Origin of the sequence: Methylobacterium sp. Leaf100 (genome assembly GCF_001422845.1) — a bacterium.
In the GTDB taxonomy this organism is placed as follows: domain Bacteria; phylum Pseudomonadota; class Alphaproteobacteria; order Rhizobiales; family Beijerinckiaceae; genus Methylobacterium.
Genome location: NZ_LMMW01000018.1, coordinates 1 through 21,039, shown reverse-complemented (window position 1 = coordinate 21,039; position 21,039 = coordinate 1). Strand labels below are relative to the sequence as shown.

The 21,039-nt window shown below is 69.1% G+C and carries 22 protein-coding genes and 1 riboswitch; of the genes, 19 read left to right on the top strand and 3 right to left on the bottom strand.

Translation table 11 applies throughout. The annotated features are described in order from the left end of the window. The first annotated feature begins 2 nt into the window (after window positions 1-2). The 12 genes from rplR to ASF25_RS12075 all read left to right on the top strand — a co-directional run bounded on the left by rplR (window position 3) and on the right by ASF25_RS12075 (window position 8,262). Window positions 3-365 carry a 50S ribosomal protein L18 gene (rplR, locus tag ASF25_RS12130; RefSeq protein WP_056171336.1) on the top strand — a complete coding sequence of 121 codons (363 nt, stop codon included), beginning with the start codon at window positions 3-5 and terminating at the stop codon, window positions 363-365. Window positions 366-458: 93 nt separating this feature from the next. Continuing rightward, on the top strand, window positions 459-1,046 hold the full coding sequence (gene rpsE / locus ASF25_RS12125; RefSeq protein ID WP_056171334.1) for a 30S ribosomal protein S5: 588 nt from the start codon (window positions 459-461) through the stop codon (window positions 1,044-1,046). 11 nt (window positions 1,047-1,057) lie between these two features. Continuing rightward, complete coding sequence (gene rpmD / locus ASF25_RS12120) at window positions 1,058-1,249, top strand: 50S ribosomal protein L30 (RefSeq protein ID WP_056091618.1); 192 nt, start codon at window positions 1,058-1,060, stop codon at window positions 1,247-1,249. Between the two features lie 11 nt (window positions 1,250-1,260). Further along, the gene (gene rplO / locus ASF25_RS12115; protein ID WP_056171333.1) at window positions 1,261-1,764 is read left to right on the top strand and encodes a 50S ribosomal protein L15; all 504 of its coding nucleotides are present in this window, start codon (window positions 1,261-1,263) and stop codon (window positions 1,762-1,764) included. Window positions 1,765-1,888: 124 nt separating this feature from the next. Further along, on the top strand, window positions 1,889-3,226 hold the full coding sequence (secY, locus tag ASF25_RS12110; protein ID WP_056265540.1) for a preprotein translocase subunit SecY: 1,338 nt from the start codon (window positions 1,889-1,891) through the stop codon (window positions 3,224-3,226). Between the two features lie 87 nt (window positions 3,227-3,313). Beyond that, window positions 3,314-3,916 carry an adenylate kinase gene (locus ASF25_RS12105; RefSeq protein ID WP_056171329.1) on the top strand — a complete coding sequence of 201 codons (603 nt, stop codon included), beginning with the start codon at window positions 3,314-3,316 and terminating at the stop codon, window positions 3,914-3,916. 236 nt (window positions 3,917-4,152) lie between these two features. Further along, window positions 4,153-4,521, top strand: a complete 369-nt coding sequence (rpsM, locus tag ASF25_RS12100) for a 30S ribosomal protein S13 (RefSeq protein WP_056171364.1) — start codon at window positions 4,153-4,155, stop codon at window positions 4,519-4,521. A gap of 168 nt (window positions 4,522-4,689) precedes the next feature. Then, a complete protein-coding gene (rpsK, locus tag ASF25_RS12095) occupies window positions 4,690-5,079 on the top strand; it encodes a 30S ribosomal protein S11 (RefSeq protein WP_056171326.1) in 390 nt (129 codons plus the stop codon). A 77-nt stretch (window positions 5,080-5,156) separates the two neighbouring features. Further along, window positions 5,157-6,032 carry an MBL fold metallo-hydrolase gene (locus ASF25_RS12090; protein ID WP_056304902.1) on the top strand — a complete coding sequence of 292 codons (876 nt, stop codon included), beginning with the start codon at window positions 5,157-5,159 and terminating at the stop codon, window positions 6,030-6,032. Between the two features lie 125 nt (window positions 6,033-6,157). Beyond that, window positions 6,158-7,177 (top strand): DNA-directed RNA polymerase subunit alpha, encoded by a 1,020-nt coding sequence (locus ASF25_RS12085; RefSeq protein WP_056171359.1) that lies wholly within the window; start codon window positions 6,158-6,160, stop codon window positions 7,175-7,177. 230 nt (window positions 7,178-7,407) lie between these two features. After that, entirely contained in the window at window positions 7,408-7,818 is a 411-nt protein-coding gene (rplQ, locus tag ASF25_RS12080) for a 50S ribosomal protein L17 (RefSeq protein WP_056091639.1), read from the top strand. A 216-nt stretch (window positions 7,819-8,034) separates the two neighbouring features. Beyond that, entirely contained in the window at window positions 8,035-8,262 is a 228-nt protein-coding gene (locus ASF25_RS12075; protein WP_056171322.1) for a hypothetical protein, read from the top strand. A 62-nt stretch (window positions 8,263-8,324) separates the two neighbouring features. Here ASF25_RS12075 and trpS read toward each other — a convergent pair whose 3' ends face one another. Both trpS and ASF25_RS12065 read right to left on the bottom strand, forming a co-directional pair. Next, a complete protein-coding gene (trpS, locus tag ASF25_RS12070; protein WP_056171320.1) occupies window positions 8,325-9,392 on the bottom strand; it encodes a tryptophan--tRNA ligase in 1,068 nt (355 codons plus the stop codon). Between the two features lie 91 nt (window positions 9,393-9,483). Beyond that, window positions 9,484-10,257, bottom strand: a complete 774-nt coding sequence (locus tag ASF25_RS12065; protein ID WP_056265535.1) for a Fe-S cluster assembly protein HesB — start codon at window positions 10,255-10,257, stop codon at window positions 9,484-9,486. A gap of 224 nt (window positions 10,258-10,481) precedes the next feature. Further along, window positions 10,482-10,592, top strand: a riboswitch (glycine riboswitch). A 49-nt stretch (window positions 10,593-10,641) separates the two neighbouring features. Between ASF25_RS12065 and gcvT the strand changes: the two genes are divergently transcribed. From gcvT to ASF25_RS12040, 5 genes are all read left to right on the top strand, one after another. After that, entirely contained in the window at window positions 10,642-11,775 is a 1,134-nt protein-coding gene (gene gcvT, locus ASF25_RS12060) for a glycine cleavage system aminomethyltransferase GcvT (RefSeq protein ID WP_056304896.1), read from the top strand. A 67-nt stretch (window positions 11,776-11,842) separates the two neighbouring features. Next, on the top strand, window positions 11,843-12,205 hold the full coding sequence (gene gcvH / locus ASF25_RS12055; RefSeq protein ID WP_056171313.1) for a glycine cleavage system protein GcvH: 363 nt from the start codon (window positions 11,843-11,845) through the stop codon (window positions 12,203-12,205). A 32-nt stretch (window positions 12,206-12,237) separates the two neighbouring features. Beyond that, window positions 12,238-15,084 (top strand): aminomethyl-transferring glycine dehydrogenase, encoded by a 2,847-nt coding sequence (gcvP, locus tag ASF25_RS12050; RefSeq protein WP_056304895.1) that lies wholly within the window; start codon window positions 12,238-12,240, stop codon window positions 15,082-15,084. 47 nt (window positions 15,085-15,131) lie between these two features. Beyond that, on the top strand, window positions 15,132-15,659 hold the full coding sequence (locus ASF25_RS12045) for a methylated-DNA--[protein]-cysteine S-methyltransferase (protein WP_244473002.1): 528 nt from the start codon (window positions 15,132-15,134) through the stop codon (window positions 15,657-15,659). A 177-nt stretch (window positions 15,660-15,836) separates the two neighbouring features. Then, on the top strand, window positions 15,837-17,528 hold the full coding sequence (locus ASF25_RS12040; protein ID WP_056171358.1) for a cyclic peptide export ABC transporter: 1,692 nt from the start codon (window positions 15,837-15,839) through the stop codon (window positions 17,526-17,528). Here the strand turns inward: ASF25_RS12040 and ASF25_RS12035 are convergent. Then, on the bottom strand, window positions 17,507-18,205 hold the full coding sequence (locus tag ASF25_RS12035) for a GyrI-like domain-containing protein (RefSeq protein WP_056171306.1): 699 nt from the start codon (window positions 18,203-18,205) through the stop codon (window positions 17,507-17,509). The genes ASF25_RS12040 and ASF25_RS12035 overlap by 22 nt on opposite strands. Window positions 18,206-18,435: 230 nt before the next feature. Here ASF25_RS12035 and dapF point away from each other — a divergent pair, with 230 nt between their 5' ends. Beyond that, window positions 18,436-19,323 carry a diaminopimelate epimerase gene (gene dapF / locus ASF25_RS12030; protein ID WP_056171304.1) on the top strand — a complete coding sequence of 296 codons (888 nt, stop codon included), beginning with the start codon at window positions 18,436-18,438 and terminating at the stop codon, window positions 19,321-19,323. A 1-nt stretch (window position 19,324) separates the two neighbouring features. Then, complete coding sequence (gene mtaB, locus ASF25_RS12025) at window positions 19,325-20,566, top strand: tRNA (N(6)-L-threonylcarbamoyladenosine(37)-C(2))-methylthiotransferase MtaB (protein ID WP_056304891.1); 1,242 nt, start codon at window positions 19,325-19,327, stop codon at window positions 20,564-20,566. Window positions 20,567-21,039: the final 473 nt, after the last annotated feature.

Here is a 21,039-nt window from a genome sequence, read left to right as displayed (position 1 = left end):
ACATGTCACGCAAAATCGATGCACTCGACCGCCGCAAGGCGCGTGTGCGCCGCGCGCTGCGGGCGGCGGCCAACGGACGGCCCCGGCTCTCGGTGTTCCGTTCTTCCAAGCAGATCTACGTCCAGGTCATCGACGACGCCGCGGGCAAGACCCTCGCGGCGGCGTCCAGCCTCGACAAGGATCTGCGGACCGGTCTGAAGACCGGTGCCGACGTCTCTGCCGCCCAGGCGGTGGGTAAACTCGTCGCCGAGCGCGCCAAGGCAGCCGGCGTCACCCAGGTGATCTTCGATCGCTCGGGCTACCTCTATCACGGGCGCGTCAAGGCGCTCGCCGACGCCGCCCGCGAAGGCGGTCTCGAGTTCTAAGATTGGCGGAGGGGAGCGGTTTCGGCCGTTCCCCGTCCTGACGATTCAAGCGAGCGGGTCCGCCACCCGCGCCAGTGAGATGGAAGTGTAAGAATGGCACGTGAACGTGAAGGCGGGGGCCGCGGCCGCCGCGATGAGCGCGAGGAGCGCGACAGCGAGTTCGTGGACAAGCTCGTCCACATCAACCGCGTCGCCAAGGTCGTGAAGGGCGGACGTCGCTTCGGCTTCGCTGCCCTCGTCGTCGTCGGCGATCAGAAGGGCCGCGTCGGCTTCGGCCACGGCAAGGCCCGCGAAGTCCCCGAGGCGATCCGCAAGGCGACGGAAGCCGCCAAGCGCGGCCTCGTCCGCGTGGCCCTGCGTGAGGGCCGCACCCTGCACCACGACGTCCAGGGACGTCACGGTGCCGGCAAGGTCATCCTGCGCGCCGCTCCTCAGGGTACCGGCATCATCGCCGGCGGCCCGATGCGCGCCGTCTTCGAGACGCTGGGCATGCAGGACGTGGTGGCCAAGAGCCTCGGCTCCTCGAACCCCTACAACCTCGTGCGCGCCACCTTCGACGCCCTCAAGAACGAGGACAGCCCGCGCTCCGTCGCGGCCCGTCGCGGTCTCAAGGTGTCGGCGCTCCAGGCCCGCCGTCGTGACGCCGATCCGTCCGACTTGTCCGAAGCCGCAGTGGCTTGAGGGAGGGTCAGATGGCACAGAAGACCGTCCGTATCGAGCAGATCGGCTCGCCGATCCGCCGTGAGGGCGACCAGCGCGCGACGCTGATCGGCCTCAAGCTCAACAAGCTGCACCGGGTCTCCGAGCTGGAGGATACCCCCTCCGTGCGCGGCATGATCCGCAAGGTGCAGCACCTCGTGCGTGTCCTTGGCGACGCGGCCTGAGGGAGGGCATCATGAAACTGAATGAACTCCACGACAATCCCGGCGCAACCAAGAACCGGATGCGCGTCGGCCGGGGCATCGGCTCCGGCAAGGGCAAAACCGCTGGACGCGGCGTGAAGGGTCAGAAGGCCCGCACCGGCGTGTCCATCAAGGGCTTCGAGGGCGGTCAGATGCCGCTGCATCGTCGCTTGCCCAAGCGCGGCTTCAACAACCTGTACTCGACGGACCTGAACGAGGTGAACCTCGGCCGCGTCCAGCAGGCGTTGGATGCCGGTCGTCTCGAAGCCGGTGCGGTCGTCACCGTCGAGACCCTGATCGCCGCGGGCGTGTGCGCCCGTGCCCGTGACGGCGTCAAGCTCCTCGGCGTCGGCGAGCTGACCACGAAGGTCTCCTTCGAGGTGACCCGCGCGTCGAAGTCGGCCATCGAGGCCGTTGAAAAGAACGGCGGAACCGTCACCGTGACCTTCGGCGACGGCGTGTCCACCCGTGGCAAGCCCGCCCGCGTGGTTGCGTAGACTCGAGACCGACTTTAAGTCGAACCTCTGAGCGGCGGCCCGTGCGACCTCGCGCGTGGCCGCCGTTTCAGTTTATCGGGGAGCTGTTCGCTCCCGTGCGAATCGTGACTCAGGAACCGGTGCCATGGCCTCAGCCGCCGAGCAGCTTGCCGCGAACCTCAATTTCGGGGCCATCGCCAAGGCCGACGAGCTCAAGAAGCGGATCTGGTTCACCCTGGGTGCGCTGATCGTCTTCCGGCTCGGCACCTACATTCCGATTCCCGGCATCGATCCCGAGCAGTTCGCCCGGAACTTCCAGCAGCAGGCGGGCGGCGTGCTCGGGCTGTTCAACATGTTCTCCGGCGGTGCCGTCGAGCGCATGGCGATCTTCGCCCTCAACATCATGCCGTACATCTCGGCCTCCATCATCATTCAGCTGCTGACCTCGGTCGTTCCGACCCTGGAGGCGCTGAAGAAGGAAGGTGAGTCCGGCCGCAAGGTCATCAATCAGTACACCCGCTACCTCACGGTGGTGCTGGCCCTGGTCCAGAGCTGGGGCATCGCCTTCGGCCTCCAGAGTTCGAGCGCGGCCATCGAGCCGGGGCCGTTCTTCATCCTGTCCACGGTCATCACCCTGACGGGCGGCACGTTGTTCCTCATGTGGATCGGCGAGCAGATCACCTCGCGCGGCATCGGCAACGGCTCGTCGCTTATCATTTTCGCCGGCATCGTCGCCCACCTGCCGGTCGCCATCGTGGGTGCGCTGGAGCTGAGCCGCACCGGGGCGCTCTCCTCCGCCGTCATCCTGGGCATGGGCGTCGCCGCCATCGCCCTAGTCTACTTCATCGTGTTCATGGAGCGCGCCCAGCGTCGGCTCCTGATCAACTACCCCAAGCGCCAGGTCGGCAATAAGATGTACGAGGGCCAGACCTCGTTCCTGCCGCTGAAGCTCAACACCGCCGGCGTGATTCCGCCGATCTTCGCCTCGTCGCTCCTGCTGCTGCCCGCCACCGTGGCGAGCTTCTCGGCGAACAACGGCGGCACCGGCATCCTGGCGACGATCACGACCTATATCGGCCATGGCCGGCCGCTCTACATGGTGCTGTACGCCGCCCTGATCATCTTCTTCGCGTTCTTCTATACCGCGGTGGTGTTCAACCCCGAGGAGACGGCGGACAACCTGAAGAAGCACGGCGGCTTCATTCCCGGAATCCGGCCGGGCGAGCGTACCGCGGCCTTCATCGACAAGGTCCTCACGCGCATCACCCTCATCGGCGCCCTGTATTTGACCTTCGTCTGTCTGGTGCCCGAAATCCTGGCGTCGTACTCTTCGGCCAGCATCGGGTTCGGCGGCACGTCGCTCCTCATCGTCGTCTCGGTGACGATGGATACGGTGGCGCAGATCCACGGTCACCTGATGGCCCACCAATACGAAGGCCTCGTCAAGAAGGCCAAGCTGCGGGGCGCCACGCGGCGCCGCTGAGCACCCATCGGGCGAGCCTATCAGCGACGGCGTTCCCTTTTCGAGGGCGCCGCCCTTCAAGAAGAACGGACCTGAGGAAACGACGCCATGCGGATCATTCTGCTCGGACCGCCGGGAGCTGGTAAGGGAACGCAGTCGGCGCGCATCGTCGAGCGGTTCGGCATTCCGCAGCTGTCCACCGGGGATATGCTGCGGGCGGCGGTGGCCGCCGGTACGCCCGTGGGCCTCGAGGCCAAGGCGATCATGGAAAGCGGCGGGCTCGTTCCCGACGCCGTCGTCGTCGGTATCGTCGCCGACCGGATCGAGGAAGCGGACGCGCGCAACGGCTTCATCCTCGACGGTTTCCCCCGGACGGTCGCGCAGGCCGCCGCCCTCGACCGGATGCTCGAGAAGAAGAACCTCGCCCTCGACACCGTGGTCGAGTTCGCCGTGGACGAGGACGCCTTGATCGGACGCATCGCCAAGCGCGCCTCCGAGACCGCCGCCCGCGGCGAACCCGTACGCAAGGACGACACGCCCGAGGTGTTCAAGACGCGCTTCGAAGCCTATCGCGAGCTTACCGCGCCGCTCTCCGCCTATTACGCCAGCCTCGGTATGCTGGAGACCCTCGACGGCATGAAACCGGTCGACGAGGTCACCGGGGATCTCATGGCGACCCTGGAGCGCCATGTCGAAACGACGGCGTCCTGAGTCGAAACGACGGCGTCCTGAGCGGCTGGATTTGTTACCATCGAGTTGACAGGGGGACCGGCCCGCGCTAGTGGGCCGGTCTTCGTTCACACGGATTGGGTCCGGGCCGCCTCGCCAGAGGTTGCCGCGGGCCGCTTTGTCGTTCTGGACGGTACGCAGGGGCCGGTCTCCACCGGACGCGTATCACGATAACCCGGGCCGGACCGATTGGGTCCGCTGCCCAGATGGAGAAGACCTTGGCTCGTATCGCTGGCGTTAACATCCCGACCAACAAGCGCGTCGTCATCGCGCTTCAGTACATCCACGGCATCGGTTCGAAGAAGGCGGAAGAGATCACGGAGAAGGTCGGCATCCCGGCCGAGCGCCGTGTGAACCAGCTCACCGACGCCGAGGTTCTGTCGATCCGCGAGACCATCGATCGCGATTATCTCGTCGAGGGCGACCTCCGCCGCGAAGTCTCGATGAACATCAAGCGCCTGATGGATCTGGGCTGCTACCGTGGCCTGCGCCACCGCCGCAACCTGCCCGTCCGCGGCCAGCGCACGCACACCAACGCCCGTACCCGCAAGGGCAAGTCCAAGCCCATCGCCGGCAAGAAGAAGTAAGCTTTCGCATTTCGGGAGGCCGTGGTTCGCTCGGCCTCCCGAACGTCGATCCGGGTACCCCTCACGGAGGCCCGGTGTGTTGGTACGGTCTTCCACGCCCGCGCCGCCAACTCCCAGAGAATCCCGAGCGCCTGGTATGACGGGCGCGTTTGAAGGACGAGAACCAAGATGGCCAAGGAAACAACCCGCGTTCGTCGCCGCGAACGCAAGAACATCGTCTCGGGCGTCGCGCATGTGAACGCGTCGTTCAACAACACGATGATCACCATCACCGACGCCCAGGGCAACACCATCTCGTGGTCGTCCGCTGGCGCCATGGGCTTCAAGGGCTCGCGCAAGTCGACCCCGTACGCGGCCCAGGTCGCCGCCGAGGACGCGGCCCGCAAGGCCGCCGAACACGGCATGCGCACCCTCGAAGTCGAGGTGTCCGGTCCCGGCTCCGGCCGTGAATCCGCCCTGCGCGCGCTTCAGGCCGCCGGCTTCACCGTGACCTCCATCCGCGACGTCACGTCGATCCCGCACAACGGCTGCCGCCCCCGCAAGCGTCGGCGCGTCTAAGACTGACGAAAACCGGCCGGGCCGGTCCGAAAGGACTCCGCCCCGGCCGGCATTTTAGGTGTGTGACGGAGACGTGCGTGTCGAACGGTTCGAGTCCGCTTCCCGGTGTGCTGCGGTGGACCTTGGGTGATCTCACGGTCACGGTTCTTAATGACGGCTACCTGCCCGGGTCGCTCGACCTCGTCGTCGGGATCGATACGGATGAGGCCGGCTCGCTTCAGGCGGCCGGCTTTCGCGCGCGCGATCCTCGCATCACCCTCAACGCGTTTCTCATCACCGGGCCGGGCCGGGCGCCGATCCTCATCGATACGGGCATGGGTCGATTCGGGGGCGATACCCTCGGGCGTGTCCCGGCGGCCCTGGCCGCCGCGGGTGTCCGGGCCGAGGATGTCGGCACGGTGCTGCTCACCCACCTGCACCCCGACCATGCCGGCGGTCTCGTCACCGCTGATGGCTCGGCGGCGTTCGTCAATGCAGAACTTGTCGTGCACGCCGACGAGTCGGCGCACTGGCTCGACGAGGGTGCCCTGTCCCGTGCGCCGGAAGGGGCCAAGGCCTATTTCGAGAACGCCGCCAAGGCGACATCCCCTTACGCGGGTCGGCTGCGGACCGTGACCGGGGGCGAGGTCGCGCCCGGGATCACCATGGTCCCGTTGCCCGGCCACACGCCGGGTCATTCCGGCTATCGGATCGTGTCAGGCGACCACGCACTCCTGATGTGGGCCGACATCGTCCACCTGCCGGCGATCCAGTTCAAGCGTCCGGACGCCGGGATGGTGTTCGACGTCGACGCGGACGCAGCGCGCCAGGTGCGCCGCCGCATCCTCGACGAGGTCGCCACCGACCGGACCTTCATCGCCGGCGCCCATCTCGAATTCCCGGCCCTGGGCTACGTCGCCCGGGACGGGGCCGCTTACAGCTTCGTCCCCGAACTCTGGGTCGCGGCACACTGAATCCGTTCGCTGCGAAAGCGGTGAGCGCCATCATTTTCAAGGGGTTTCGGCGCTGAGGCGCAGCACCGAAACCCGAGCGTGGACCGCCCGTGTGGGCCGCGCCGATCGTCGCGAGAGGTAGCATCGTGGTCATTCAGAAGAACTGGCAAGAGCTCATCAAGCCGAACAAGCTCCAGGTCTCGACCGGTCACGACCCCAAGCGGGTCGCCACCGTCGTGGCCGAGCCGCTCGAGCGTGGTTTCGGCACGACGCTGGGCAACTCGCTCCGCCGCGTGCTGCTGTCATCGCTTCAGGGCGCGGCCGTGACCTCGGTGCAGATCGACGGCGTGCTGCATGAGTTCTCGTCGATCCCCGGCGTGCGCGAGGATGTCACCGACATCGTCCTCAACATCAAGACCATCGCCATCCGCTCGCAGACCGAGGCTCCGAAGCGCCTGACCCTGCGCAAGACCGGCCCCGGCCTCGTCACCGCTGGCGACATCGGCACGGTCGGCGACGTCCAGATCCTCAACCCCGACCTCGTCATCTGCACCCTCGACGACGGCGCCGAGATTCGGATGGAGTTCACCGTCGCCACCGGCAAGGGCTACGTCCCGGCCGAGCGCAACCGTCCCGAGGACGCACCCATCGGGCTGATCCCCGTGGACGCCCTGTTCTCGCCCGTGACCAAGGTCAGCTACCGCATCGAGACCACCCGCGAGGGCCAGGATCTCGACAAGGACAAGCTGACGATGACCATCGAGACCAACGGCGCGGTGACGCCCGAGGACGCGCTGGCCTACGCCGCACGCATCATCCAGGACCAGCTCCAGGTGTTCGTGAACTTCGAGGAGCCCCGCAAGGAAGAGGCGCAGCCGCTCGCGCCGCAGCTCCCCTTCAACCCGGCCCTGCTCAAGAAGGTCGACGAGCTCGAGCTGTCGGTGCGTTCGGCGAACTGCCTGAAGAACGACAACATCGTCTACATCGGCGACCTGATCCAGAAGTCCGAGGGCGAGATGCTGCGCACCCCGAACTTCGGCCGCAAGTCGCTCAACGAGATCAAGGAAGTGCTCGCCGCCATGGGCCTTCACCTCGGCATGGACATCCCCGGCTGGCCGCCGGAGAACATCGAAGACCTCGCCAAGCGCTTCGAAGAGCACTATTAGCCGACACGCGCTGTCATTCCGGGGCTGCGCAGCAGAGCCCGGAATCCAGAACCGCCGACGGTGCCGACTGGATTGGCAACGGAGTGTCTGGATCCCGGGTTCGCCTTCGGCGCCCCGGGATGACACAGCGCCAGGAATCCCGCCGCGGGGTCATGCGGAATGAACAGCCCCGCTCATGGGGCGCTTGGCCGTACCGTGGCACGGCGGCCATCACATAAGGACCAGCCATCATGCGTCATGGATTTCGCGGTCGTCGCTTCAACCGCACCACCGAGCACCGCAAGGCGATGTTCGCCAACATGTCCGCCGCGCTGATCAAGCACGAGCAGATCATCACCACTTTGCCCAAGGCGAAAGATCTGCGTCCGGTCATCGAGAAGCTGATCACGCTCGGCAAGACCGACTCGCTGCACGCGCGTCGCCTCGCTATGTCGCAGATCCGCGACCACGACATGGTCCGCAAGCTCTTCGCCGTCATCGGCCCGCGCTACAACGCCCGTCCGGGCGGCTATTGCCGCATCATGAAGGCCGGCTTCCGCTACGGCGACAACGCTCCGCTCGCCGTCATCGAGTTCGTCGATCGCGACGTCGAAGCCCGCGGCAAGGATTCCGGTCCGGCCCAGGTCGTCGACGCGGCGTAAGTCGCCGGCCTTCGGGTTGGCTTGAGAGCTTTCTAAGCTGATGAAACGAGAAAAGGCGGCCTTTCGGGCCGCCTTTTTCTTTTCTCGGACGTCCCGCGCGCTACCATCACGCCTGTAACCGATCGCAACACAGGTTCCGTCATGCGCGCGTCTATCAAGATACTCTTATGTTTCACCCTGTGCATGGCCACCGGTGCACAGGCGGCGAAGTTGACCATGGACGATAAGGTCGCCCGCTGGCCGCGCGCGACGACGGACGAGAAGATCGATTTCGCCACCCGCATGGGCAAGGCGTTCACGAGCCTTTCGCCGGATCTCGACCGCAACTACTTCATCAAGTGCCTGGAGGAGACGGCGAACATCGGCAACCCGCGCGACATCAAGCTCGAAGAGGCGGTGAAGATGTGCGTCGCCGTCAACAAGCCGCCATCGGAGCCGGAGTAAGCGCCGCACGTCGCATCGTGTCCAACCCGTCGCCCCTGCCACACCGTGGCAGGGCGGCGGCGTCAGACCATCCGCAGGCGCGGGCCGCGGCGGACGAAGCCGACGATGTCCTTCACCGCGTCGAGGGTCGGGGCCGCGATGGCCTCGGCGCGCTCGGCCCCGTCGGCCAGGACCGCGTCGATCTCGGCCGGATCGGAGACCAGACGCTTCATCTCGGACCCCAGCGGCGCCAGGGTCTCCACCGCGAGTTCGACCAGCGCGCCCTTGAACTGGGAGAACTGGGCGCCGCCGTAATCGCGCAGCACATCCTCCCGCGACACGTCCTTGAGGGCGGCGAAGATGCCCACGAGGTTGTCGGCCTCGGGCCGCCCGGCGAGCCCCGCCACTTCGGAGGGGAGGGCGTCCGGGTCGGTCTTCGCCTTGCGCACCTTGGCGGCGATGGAATCGGCGTCGTCCGTGAGGTTGATGCGCGAATTGTCGGAGGCGTCCGACTTCGACATCTTCTTCGTTCCGTCGCGCAGGCTCATGACGCGGGCGGCCGGCCCGCCGATGAGCGGCTCGGTGACGGGAAAGAAGCCTTCGCCCGCATCGTGGCCATGGGCCGAGATCGACTCCGAAAAGTCGTTGTTGAACTTCTGCGCGATGTCGCGGGTGAGTTCGAGGTGCTGCTTCTGGTCCTCGCCCACGGGCACGTGGGTGGCGCGGTAGGCCAGGATGTCGGCGGCCATGAGCACAGGGTAGGCGTAGAGCCCGATCGACGCGTTCTCGCGGTCCTTGCCGGCCTTGTCCTTGAACTGGGTCATGCGGTTGAGCCAGCCGAGCCGCGCGACGCAGTTGAAGATCCACGCGAGCTCGGCGTGCTGGGGCACCTGCGACTGGTTGAAGACGATGCTCCGCTTCGGGTCGATGCCGGCGGCGAGGAACGCTGCGGTGACCTCGCGGATCTGCCCCTTCAGGGCGGCCGGGTCCTGCCACAGGGTGATCGCGTGCATGTCGACGACGCAGTAGAGGCACTGCGCGTCGCGTGCCTGCATCTCCACGAAGCGCTTGATGGCGCCGAGATAGTTGCCGAGATGCAGGTTCCCCGTGGGCTGGACGCCCGAGAACACAAGCTCCTTGAACGCGGTCATCGCGCGGGGTCCTTCACGTGCCGTCCTGTCGGAAGGGCGCCGTCGTGCGAGGACGCCAAGGGGCGGTTTCTGAACGCCGCGTCGGGGCCGGTCAAGCGGCCGTCGTCTTGCCCTGCCGTGCCTGCCCCGTGGGGCAGAGATCGAGGAGGACGCAACGCCCGCAGGCCGGACTCCGGTGGTGGCAGACCGCCTGACCGTGCAGCATCAGGATCTCGTGGTTGTCGTAGAGGTCCTGGGCGCTCCAATCGGCCGGCAGCTGCGCCCGCAGGATCGGGTGCGACGGGCCGACATCGATCGCCGCGCCGATCAGGCCCGTGCGCTGGGCGACGCGGTGATGGTGGCTGTCCACCGGGAGCGCCGGCATCCGCAGGACGCTGAACGACAGCACGGCGGCACTGGTCTTCGGGCCGATTCCAGGAATCGCTTCGAGCCAAGCGCGCGCCGCGTCGACACCCATCTCCGCCAGGAAGTCGAGGGACAGGGCACCGTGCCGCTCCTGTACGGCGCGCAGGATGGCCTGGATGCGCGGAGCCTTGAGTTCGGGCCAGGTCACGCCGGCGATGGTCGCCTCGATCTCGGACACGGGGGCCGCCAGCATCGCGGCCCAGTCGGGGTAGCGCGCCCGCAGCGCCTTGAAGGCCCGGCCCGAATCGGCGTTCCGGGTCCGATGCGACAGGAGTGACGAGACGAGCTCGCTCAGCGGGTCGAGGCTGTGGAAGTAGGGGATCGGGCACGCGTAGACCGGGCACAGGCGCCGGTGGATCTCCAAGGCCTTCTCGCCCAGGCCCGGATCGGCCGGGAGGTCCGTGGAGCGGCGTCGCGAGGGGCGGGGGCCGGCGAGGTCGTGTCCGGATGCGATGGTCATGAAGCGGGAATCGCCGAGGATTCGGACCGGTTCCAGGCTGTGACGAAAGCTCCGGGTTTGTCAGGCCCCGGCTTGCGCGGCCCGGCACGGCATGTAACCTTGCCCTCGTCAGCAATGGCGATACGGGAGAGCCCAGGTCGAAGCACTTCGTGTGCGAAGCATTTCGATCATGGCGCCGACGGAGCAACCACCCCCGGAAACTCTCAGGCACAATCACCGTATCGTTTCGACAATCTGGAGAGAGGCGCCTGACGGCGTCCACCGAAGGAGAAATCCCGCGTCGTGCCGTCCGCGCACGGGAGAAGCTCTCAGGTAACCGCGACAGATGGGGGCAACCGGACCACTCGACCGAGGGTCCGGAACCGTTCTGTCGTGGGAATCCCGATGCCGTTCGACGCCCTTCGCACGCCGCTTCACGCCCTGCATCTGCGCCACGGCGCCCGGATGGTGCCGTTCGCCGGCTATGCCATGCCGGTGCAGTACCCGGACGGCCTCCTCAAGGAACACCTGCACACGCGCGCCCACGCCGGGCTGTTCGACGTGTCGCATATGGGGCAGATCCAGCTCATCCCCCGTTCGGGCAGTCTCACGGATGTGGCCCGCGCCCTCGAAGCCCTGCTGCCCATCGACGTGCTCGGGCTGCGTCCCGGCCGCCAGCGCTACGGCCTCCTGCTCGACGAATCCGGCGGCATTCGCGACGACCTGATGGTCGCCCAGTGCGGTGACAGCCTCCTCCTCGTCGTGAACGCGGCGAACAAGGTCGCCGACGAGGCGTATCTGCGCGCCCATCTCACCGGCATCTGCGAGATCGCGGTGCTGCCCCGCGCCCTCCTCGCCCTGCAGGGACCGGGGGCGGAGGCCGCCCTGGCACGCCTCGCCCCCGAGGTCGCGGCCCTGCGGTTCATGGATGTCCGGGCCGTCGATCTCGCCGGTACGTCCGCCCTCGTCACCCGCTCGGGCTACACCGGCGAGGACGGGTTCGAACTCTCCGTGCCCGAGGACCGGGCCGAGGCCCTCGCCGAGGCCCTGCTCGCCGACGGGACCGTCCGGCCCATCGGGCTCGGCGCCCGCGATTCCCTGCGCCTCGAAGCCGGTCTGTGCCTGCACGGGGCGGACATCGACGCCGGCACCGACCCCGTCGAGGCCGGCCTCGGTTGGGCGATCCCCGCCGTGCGCCGGAGGGGCGGCGCGCGGGAGGGGGGCTTTCCCGGTGCGGCGCGCATCCTCGCGGCCCTCGCCGACGGTCCGTCGCGCAAGCGCGTCGGCCTGCGCACCGAGGGCGCCGCGCCCGTGCGGGCCGGCGCTCCCCTGTTCGCCGGAGAGGTGGCGGGCGACGCCATCGGGCACGTCACCTCCGGTGGCTTCGGGCCGAGCCTGCAGGCCCCCGTCGCCATGGGCTACCTGCCGGCCGCGCTGACCCGGCCCGGCACCCGCGTCTTCGCCGAGGTGCGCGGCCGGCGTCTGCCCATGGTGGTGAACGGCCTGCCCTTCGTTCCGGCCGGCTTCAAGCGCGCCTGACCCCCCGCGCCTGAACCCCAGACTCGTCCCGAGCCCCGACTTCCCGACCTGTCCCCAGGAGTGACCCATGCTGCGATTCACCGACGAGCACGAATGGCTGGCCCGCGAGGGCGATGTCGCCACGGTGGGCATCACCACCCATGCGGCCGAGCAGCTCGGCGACCTCGTCTTCATCGAACTGCCGAAGGTCGGCGCCCGCCTGGTGAAGGGCGAGGCGGCGGCGGTGGTGGAATCCGTCAAGGCGGCGTCCGACGTCTACGCGCCCGTCTCGGGCGAGGTCACGGAGGTCAACGAGGCGGCGGTCGCCGATCCGTCGAGCGTCGGCAGCGATCCGCAGGGAGCCGGCTGGCTCTACCGCATCCGCCTCGACGACCCCGCCGCCCTCGACGATCTGATGGACGAGGCCGCCTACGCGGCCTTCCCGAAGTAGCGGCCACTCCTTCAAACCTCCGAGGTCCCGCCATGAACAACGACCGCTACGACCCCTACGATTTCGCCAATCGCCGCCACATCGGCCCGACGACGCACGAGATCGAGGCCATGCTCGCCGTGGTGGGGGCCGAGACCCTGCACGCTCTCGTGGACGAGACCCTGCCGGCCAGCATCCGCCAGGCCGAGCGCCTCGATTTCGGGGTGTCGATGACCGAGCGCCGGGTGCTCGAGCACATGCGCGGCATCGCCGACAAGAACCGGCTCCTCGTCTCGCTCATCGGGCAGGGCTATCACGGCACGACGATGCCGCCGGTGATCCAGCGCAACATCTTCGAGAACCCGGCCTGGTACACGGCCTACTCGCCCTACCAGCCGGAGATCAGCCAGGGACGCCTCGAAGCGCTCCTGAACTTCCAGACCCTGGTCTGCGACCTCACCGGCCTCGACATCGCCAACGCCTCGCTCCTCGACGAGGCCACGGCGGCGGCCGAGGCCATGGGCATGGCCGCCCGCATCGCCACCAACGGGCAGACCGCGTTCTTCGTCGATGCCGAGTGCCTGCCCCAGACCATCGCGGTGCTGCGGACCCGCGCCGCGCCGCTGGGCTGGAGCATCGTGGTCGGCGATCCGGCGACCGACCTCGATCCGGCAGCGGTGTTCGGGGCGATCTTTCAGTATCCCGGCGTCTGCGGCGCCATCCAGGACGTTTCGGAGATCATCACGCGCCTGCACGCGGCCGGCGCCGTGGCGGTGATGGCCGCAGACCCCCTGGCGCTCACGCTCCTGAAGCCCCCCGGCGAGATGGGCGCCGACATCGCGGTGGGCTCGATGCAGCGCTACGGCGTGCCCATGGGCTATGGCGGCCCGCACGCCGCCTACCTCGCCACCCGCGACGCCCACAAGCGCACCCTGCCGGGACGCCTCGTCGGCGTCTCGGTGGATGCGCGCGGCAACCGCGCCTATCGCCTCGCCCTCCAGACCCGCGAGCAGCACATCCGCCGCGAGAAGGCGACCTCGAACATCTGCACCGCACAGGTGCTGCTCGCGGTCATCGCCGGCATGTACGCCGTGTTCCACGGCCCCCGCGGCCTGAAGGCCATCGCGGCCCGGGTCCACCGCGACGCCGTGCGGGTGGCGCAGGGGCTGGAGAGCCTGGGCTTCGCGATGGAATCCAAGACGTTCTTCGACACGGTCACCGTGCGGGTCGGCGCGTTCCAGGGCCTGATCCTGGCGAATGCGGTGGCCAACGGCATCAACCTGCGCAAGGTCGGCACCGACCGCATCGGCATCACCGTCGACGAGCGGACCCGCCCCGACATCGTCCAGGCCGTATGGCGCGCCTTCGGCGGCGACCACCTCGCCTACGACGAGGCCTGGCCCGACCCGCGCCTGCCGGACGGGTCGATCCGCACCTCCCAATACCTCACCCACCCGATCTTCCACATGAACCGGGCCGAGAGCGAGATGACGCGCTACATGCGCCGCCTCAGCGACCGGGATCTCGCCCTCGACCGGGCCATGATCCCGCTCGGCTCCTGCACCATGAAGCTCAACGCCACCGCCGAGATGCTGCCGATCTCCTGGCCGGAGTTTTCCGAGATCCACCCCTTCGTGCCGGCGGATCAGGCCGCCGGCTATCACGAACTCCTGGCCGACTTCTCGCAAAAACTCTGCGCCATCACCGGCTACGACGCGATCTCGATGCAGCCGAATTCCGGCGCGCAGGGCGAGTATGCGGGGCTGCTCGCCATCCGCGCCTATCACCTGTCGCGGGGGGACGGACACCGCACCGTATGCCTCATCCCGTCCTCGGCCCACGGCACCAACCCGGCCTCGGCGCAGATGTGCGGCATGAGCGTCGTGGTGGTGGGCGCGGACGCCAAGGGCAACATCGACGTCGAGGATTTCCGGAAGAAGGCCGAGCTGCACTCCGACAAGCTCGCGGCCTGCATGATCACCTATCCGTCGACCCACGGGGTGTTCGAGGCCAGGGTGCGCGAACTCTGCGCCATCGTGCATTTCCACGGGGGCCAGGTGTACCTCGACGGGGCCAACCTCAACGCCATGGTGGGCCTCGCGCGCCCCGGCGACATCGGCGCCGACGTCAGCCACCTCAACCTGCACAAGACCTTCTGCATCCCGCATGGCGGCGGCGGCCCCGGCATGGGCCCCATCGGCGTCAAGGCGCACCTCGTGCCGTTCCTGCCGGGGCATCCCGAGACCGGCGGGGAGGGGACGGTGTCGGCGGCCCCCTACGGCTCGGCCTCGATCCTGCCGATCTCGTGGAGCTACTGCCTGCTCATGGGCGGGCGCGGCCTGACGCAGGCCACCCGCATCGCCATCCTCAACGCGAACTACATCGCCGCCCGGCTCGGCGACGCCTACCCGGTGCTCTATTCCGGCGCGCACGGCCGCGTGGCGCACGAGTGCATCATCGATTTGCGCCCGTTCCAGAAGAGCGCCGGCGTCACCGTCGAGGACGTCGCCAAGCGCCTCATCGATTGCGGCTTCCACCCGCCGACCATGAGCTGGCCCGTGGCCGGCACCCTGATGATCGAGCCCACGGAATCCGAGACCAAGGGCGAGATCGACCGCTTCTGCGACGCCATGCTGGCGATCCGCGAGGAGATCCGCGCCATCGAGGAGGGCCGGATCGACCGGGCCGACACCCCCCTCAAGCACGCCCCCCACACGGTGCGGGACCTCATCGGCCCGTGGGAGCGGCCCTATTCCCGCGAAGCCGCGTGCTTTCCCACCGGCAGCCTCGGGATGGACAAGTACTGGCCGCCCATCAACCGGGTCGACAACGCCTATGGCGACCGCAACCTCGTGTGCTCGTGCCCACCGGTGGAGGCGTACGGCGAGGCGGCGGAGTAGGGCCGTCGTCCGTCTCGTGGGTCGCGGAGATGCGTCCCGATCGGCGCATGGTAGGCTCTGCCATGCGCCAGACAGCCTACACGATGCTCGCCAGCCCCATCGGCCCGCTTCTCCTCGGGGGAACCGATGACGGGTTGGCCTGCATCGGCTTTCCGAGCGGCAAGGGCGCCGTGACGCCGGGCGCGGACTGGCACCGGAACGACGCGGCCTTCGCCGAAGCGAGGGCGCAGCTCACGGCCTATTTCGACGGTCGGCTGACCCGGTTCGACCTCGCACTGGCGCCGCGCGGAACGCCGTTCCAGTTGACGGTCTGGCAGGCCCTCACGGAAATCCCGCCGGGCGAGACGATTTCCTACGGCGAACTCGCCCGCCGGATCGGGCGCCCGAGCGCGAGCCGCGCCGTGGGTGCGGCCAACGGCGCCAACCCGCTGCCCATCGTGGTGCCCTGCCACCGGGTGATCGGCGCCAGCGGGGCCCTGACGGGCTTCACCGGCGGTGTCGAGACCAAGCGTTTCCTCCTCGCCCTGGAGGGCGGCCCGGCCGGGCCGGCACCCGCGCAACTCGGCCTGCTGTAAGGTATTCCTTCCCCGATCGCCCCAGGCGCCTTGTCACCGCAACGCCAGGATGCAATGAGCCCGGCCCGATGCTTCCGTGGTCCGTAGATCCGGGGTCACACGCCGGTCTGCATCGACGAGTGGCCGAACAAGGCGTGGGCGGGGCACCTCTGCCTCGGCTGGTCCGAGAGGATGTCGATGGCGGAGGCGCGTGCACGTTTGGGGCGGCTCGGACAGGATGCGGTGCGGCTCCTGCGCCCCCTCTGGCCGCTCGTCGCGGTCTCCTCGGTCATCGGCGCGGCGAGCGGGCTGGCGACAGCGGCGGTCCTGGCCCAGGTCAACACGGCGATCCACGCCGAGGGCGGCCTGCCGGAGAATTTTCTGGCGATCTTCCTCGGCCTCGTCGTCCTCGGCGTCGGCGGGTCCCTCGTCTCCGGGCTCGGCAGCAGCCTGGCGGGCGGGCGCATCAACGCGACCCTGAACCGGGATCTCGCGGACCTGATCCTGACCGCGCCGCTCTCCCGCATCGAACGGCTCGGCCGCCACCGCATCCTCGCCTCCCTGAACGAGGACGCCGGCACCCTCTCGCGGGTCATCGGGCTCCTGTCGGGCCTGATCATCCAGATCGGCGTGCTGACCGGCTGCCTCGCCTACCTGCTCTATCTCTCACCGACCCTGTTCGCGATCACCCTCGTCGGCTTCGGCCTCGGCAGCTACGGCGAGGCGGTCCTGCGCCGCCGGGCGATGGTTCATTTCCGAACGCGCCGGACCCTCGTGGAGACCCAGCAGAAGCACTATCAGACCCTCACGGAGGGGTGCCGGGAGTTGCGCCTCAACAAGGTGCGCCGCCTGCGCGTGCGCAACGTGGCCCTGGCCGGCTGCATCGAGGATCTGAGGCGCAACGCCTGGGCAACGCAGACGCTGTTCGAGTTCTCCTTCCTCACGAAGAAGCTCGCCCTGTTCGCCACCATCGCGGCCATCATCGCCTACAAGGCCGCCATCGGGATCGACAGTTCCGTCCTGTCGGGCTTCGTGCTGGTGCTGCTCTACGTGGAGACGCCGGTGAGCTATATCCTCGCCTGCCTGCCCGAGATCGGCCGCGCCGAGGTCGCCTATGGACGCATCGCCGCGTTCTCGGCGGACAGCGACGCCGCCGAGCCCGATCTCCTCACGCCGGCCGTCCCGCCCGTAGCGGACGCCATTGACACCATCGAATTGCGGGGCGTCAGCCACACCTTCCCATCTGTGGACGACGGGCCGGCCTTCACCCTCGGACCCCTCGACCTGACCATCCGGCGGGGCGAGATCCTGTTCATCGTCGGCGAGAACGGCTCGGGCAAGACCACCCTGATCAAGCTGATCCTCGGCCTCTACCCGCCGCAGACCGGCACGCTCCGCCTCGATGGCGTGCCGGTGACGGCGGAGACCCGCGACGCCTACCGCCAGCACTTCTCGGCGGTGTTCTTCGACTACACCCTGTTCGACGATCTGGTGATGCCCGCCGCCATCGGCCCGGAGGCGGGCCAGGCACTTCTCGAGACCCTCGATCTGGCCCGCAAGGTCGCGATCCGCGACGGCGCCTTCTCGACCACGGACCTGTCGGCGGGGCAGCGCAAGCGCCTCGCCCTGATCCAGGCCGCCCTCGAAGGACGCCCGGTCCTCGTCCTCGACGAGTGGGCGGCCGAGCAGGACCCGACCTTCCGGCGTCTGTTCTACGCCGAATTGCTGCCCGCCCTGAAGCGCCAGGGCCGCACCCTGGTGGTGATCAGCCACGACGACCGCTACTTCGACGCAGCCGATCGGGTGATCCACCTGGACGGCGGCCGCGCGACCGAGGCGCCGCGCGGGGCGCCGGCCCCGGCGAAATCCTACGGCTTCGGCAGCGCGTAGATGTTCACGTCGAGCTTCTCGTCGGCCTTGTCGTTGAGGTCGGTGACGTATTCCTCGATGAAGCGGTCCTGCACCACCACGTCCTTGGCGTCGAGGTAGGCGGTGAGCGTCTCGTAGGTGCCGTCGATCTCGTCGTAGGAACCCCGGTGCGGGAAGCGCAGGGCCTTGCCGCTCGGGGTGGTTCCGAACCGCAGGCCGTCGGCCTCGGCGGGCTTCGGGTCCGGCATCGCCGCGATGGGGATCATCGCCTCGTACTGGAAGCCGTCGTCGTCCGTCTTGGCGAAGACCGCGATGGGCCGGCCCGTGGGCGTGATGCCGGCCTTGGCGAGATCCGCCTCGATGCGCTGGAACGCGGCCTTCAGGCTCGGCACCGCCTCCTCCCATTTGGCGCGTCCCGACAGGATCGCGGCGGGTTTGGGCGGCAGGGACACCGCATCGACGTCGTTGGCGTCGCCGGGCGTCTCCACAAGGGTCTTTCGCGGCGCGGCCGTGGGGGGCGCGGCCGGGGCGGCGCCCGCCTGGGCGGGGACAGGCACGTCGGGCGTGCCCGGGCCGGCCGGGCCGGGCGTCGTGGTGGTGGGCAGGGGGGTGGCGACGGCCGGCGGCACCGCTTCCTGAGCGTGGGCGAGGCCGGCCGCGAGGCATCCGGCAAGGAGCGTCAGGCGAAAGCGAATCACGGCGGCGCTCCGGAGGATCGGCGGCCTCCCGGGGAAGCCGGGGGCAGTGGTCGCCAACGTAGTGACGAAGCCCGCCCCCCGCGAGGCGCATCGCGTGTCCGCGCGCACGAACGTGACCGGGCGCGGCGCTTCTGCAACGCAGCCCCCCGGCGGCCCCGCGTGCGCGGCCCCGGGCTTTCGCCTATATGCGGGGCCCGGGCCCTTCCACCGAGACAATCATCCGAAGAGACATGAGCGCACTCGCCCATCGACGGTTCCTGAAGATGAACGGCGCCGGCAACGCCATCGTGGTGCTGGACCTGCGCGGGTCGGACCTCACGGTCGCGGCCGGCGACGTCCGGGCCATCGCGAGGCACCCGGCCTCCGCCTTCGACCAGCTCATGGTGATCCACGACGCGCGCACCCCCGGCACCGACGCGGCCCTGCGCATCTACAACACCGACGGATCGGAAGCGGGCGCCTGCGGCAACGGCACCCGCTGCGTCGCCTACGCCATGCTCGACGACCCCGCCATGGCGCGGCCGGCCGAGAGCGGGCGCCTCACCCTGGAGACGCGGGGCGGCCTCGTGAGCGTCAAGCGCATGGCCGAGCGCGCCTTCACCGTCGACATGGGCCGGCCCAAGCTGAAGTGGGACGAGATCCCGCTCGCCGAACCGTTCCAGGACACGCGGCGCATCGAACTCCAGGTCGGCCCCATCGACGCGCCGGTGCTGCACTCGCCGGCGGTGGTCAACATGGGCAACCCGCACGCGATCTTCTTCGTGGACCGCGACCCCGCGACCTACGACCTCGCCCGCATCGGCCCGATGCTGGAGAACCATCCCGTCTTTCCCGACCGCGCCAACATCTCGCTCGCCCGGGTGACCGGCCCCGACACCATCGTCCTGCGGGTGTGGGAGCGCGGCGCCGGCCTGACCCTGGCCTGCGGCACCGCCGCCTGCGCCACCGTGGTGGCGGCCGCGCGCCTGCGCATGATCGGCCGGGGCGCCACCGTGCACCTGCCCGGCGGCGACCTCGTCATCGAGTGGCGCGCCGACGACCACGTGCTCATGACCGGCCCCGTGGCGCTGGAATGGGACGGCACCTTCGATCCCGCCCTGTTCGCCGGGGCCGCCTAGAATGGCGGTCGAGACCCTCACCTTCGGCTGCCGGCTCAACACCGTCGAGGCGGAGGTGATGCGCGGCCATGCCGGCCCCCATGCGGCGGACGACCTCGTCATCGTCAACACCTGCGCGGTGACGCAGGAGGCCGGGCGCCAGGCGCGCAAGGCCATCCGCCGGATCGCCCGCGACCGGCCGGCGGCCCGCATCGTCGTCACCGGCTGCGGCGCGCAGGTGGAGACCGCCCTCTACGCCGCCATGCCGGAGGTCGCCCGCCTCGTCGGCAACGACGCGAAGGGCCGGATGGAGACCTGGGCGCCTTCCCGCGTCCCCCCCGACCGCAATGCGGTGGACGACATCATGGCCGTGCGCACGGTCGCGCCCACCCGGATCGCCGCCATCGCGGGGCAGACCCGCGCCTTCGTGCCCGTGCAGAACGGCTGCGACCACCGCTGCACGTTCTGCGTCATCCCGTTCGGGCGCGGCAACTCGCGCTCCGTCGCGCAGGCGGACGTGGTCGATCAGGTCCGCCGCATCGTCGACCATGGCGGGCGGGAAGTGGTGCTCACGGGCGTCGATCTCACCGCCTACGGCCGCGATCTTTCGGACACATCGAGCCTCGGACGCCTGACGCAGGCGATCCTGTCCGGCGTGCCCGACCTCGCCCGCCTGCGCCTGTCCTCCATCGATTCCATCGAGGCCGACGACGCCCTCATGGATGCCATCGCCGGCGCGGCGCGGCTGATGCCGCATCTCCACCTCTCGCTCCAGGCCGGCGACGACCTCGTCCTCAAGCGGATGAAGCGCCGCCACACCCGCGCCGACGCGATCCGCTTCTGCGCCGAGGTACGCCGCCTGCGGCCGGAGGTGGTGTTCGGGGCCGACCTCATCGCGGGGTTCCCGACCGAGACGGAGGCGCAGTTCGTCCGCTCCCTCGACCTCGTGGTCGAATGCGGTCTGACCCATCTTCACGTCTTCCCGTACTCGCCGCGCCCCGGGACCCCGGCGGCGCGGATGCCGCCGGTGCCGGGGGATGTCGTCCGCGCGCGCGCCGCGCGGTTGCGCGCGGCCGGGGAAACGGCCCTGGCGGCGCATCTCGCGGCGCAGGTCGGGCGCACCCACCGGGTGCTGAGCGAGCGCGGCGGCATGGGGCGGACGGAGGGGTTTACCCAAGTGCGGCTAGAGCCGGACACCCCGGCCGGAGAGCTTCGGGACGTCAGCATCGCCGGCCACGACGGAACGATGTTGGTCGGGGCCTAACAAACCCTCCCCCCTCTGCGGGCTACGGGATTCACACGACGGTGAAGCCGGCGATTTCGGCCGCTCGCCGAGCGGGTCCCGTGCGTCGGCGTGAAGCGCAACAGGCCCCCTCTCCTGAAAGGAGAGGGCTGGGGTGAGGTGAGAGGTCTCTCCGGAAAGGTCGTACACCTCTCCCTGTCCCTCTCCTGGAAGGTGTGGGGACCCGTGCCGCCCGCGAGAGGTGTGAATCCGGCAGCCTCCGCGGGAGAGGGCTATGTTCGGCCCGGAGCCGCTCGAGCACCGAAATTTCTTGACAATATTCCTATTTCGTGGTTCAGTCCGGGCACTCGCCTCCCACGCGGGAGGCCCCCCGGCGAACCGGGTCGGGGGGCTCGGGGGGAGGAGACGGCGCCCCGCGTCGATGGCCCGGTCTCGCCATCGCCCCGGGCCGCATCGGCGACGCAAGGTGTTCTGGACGGGGAGGAGCCGTGTTG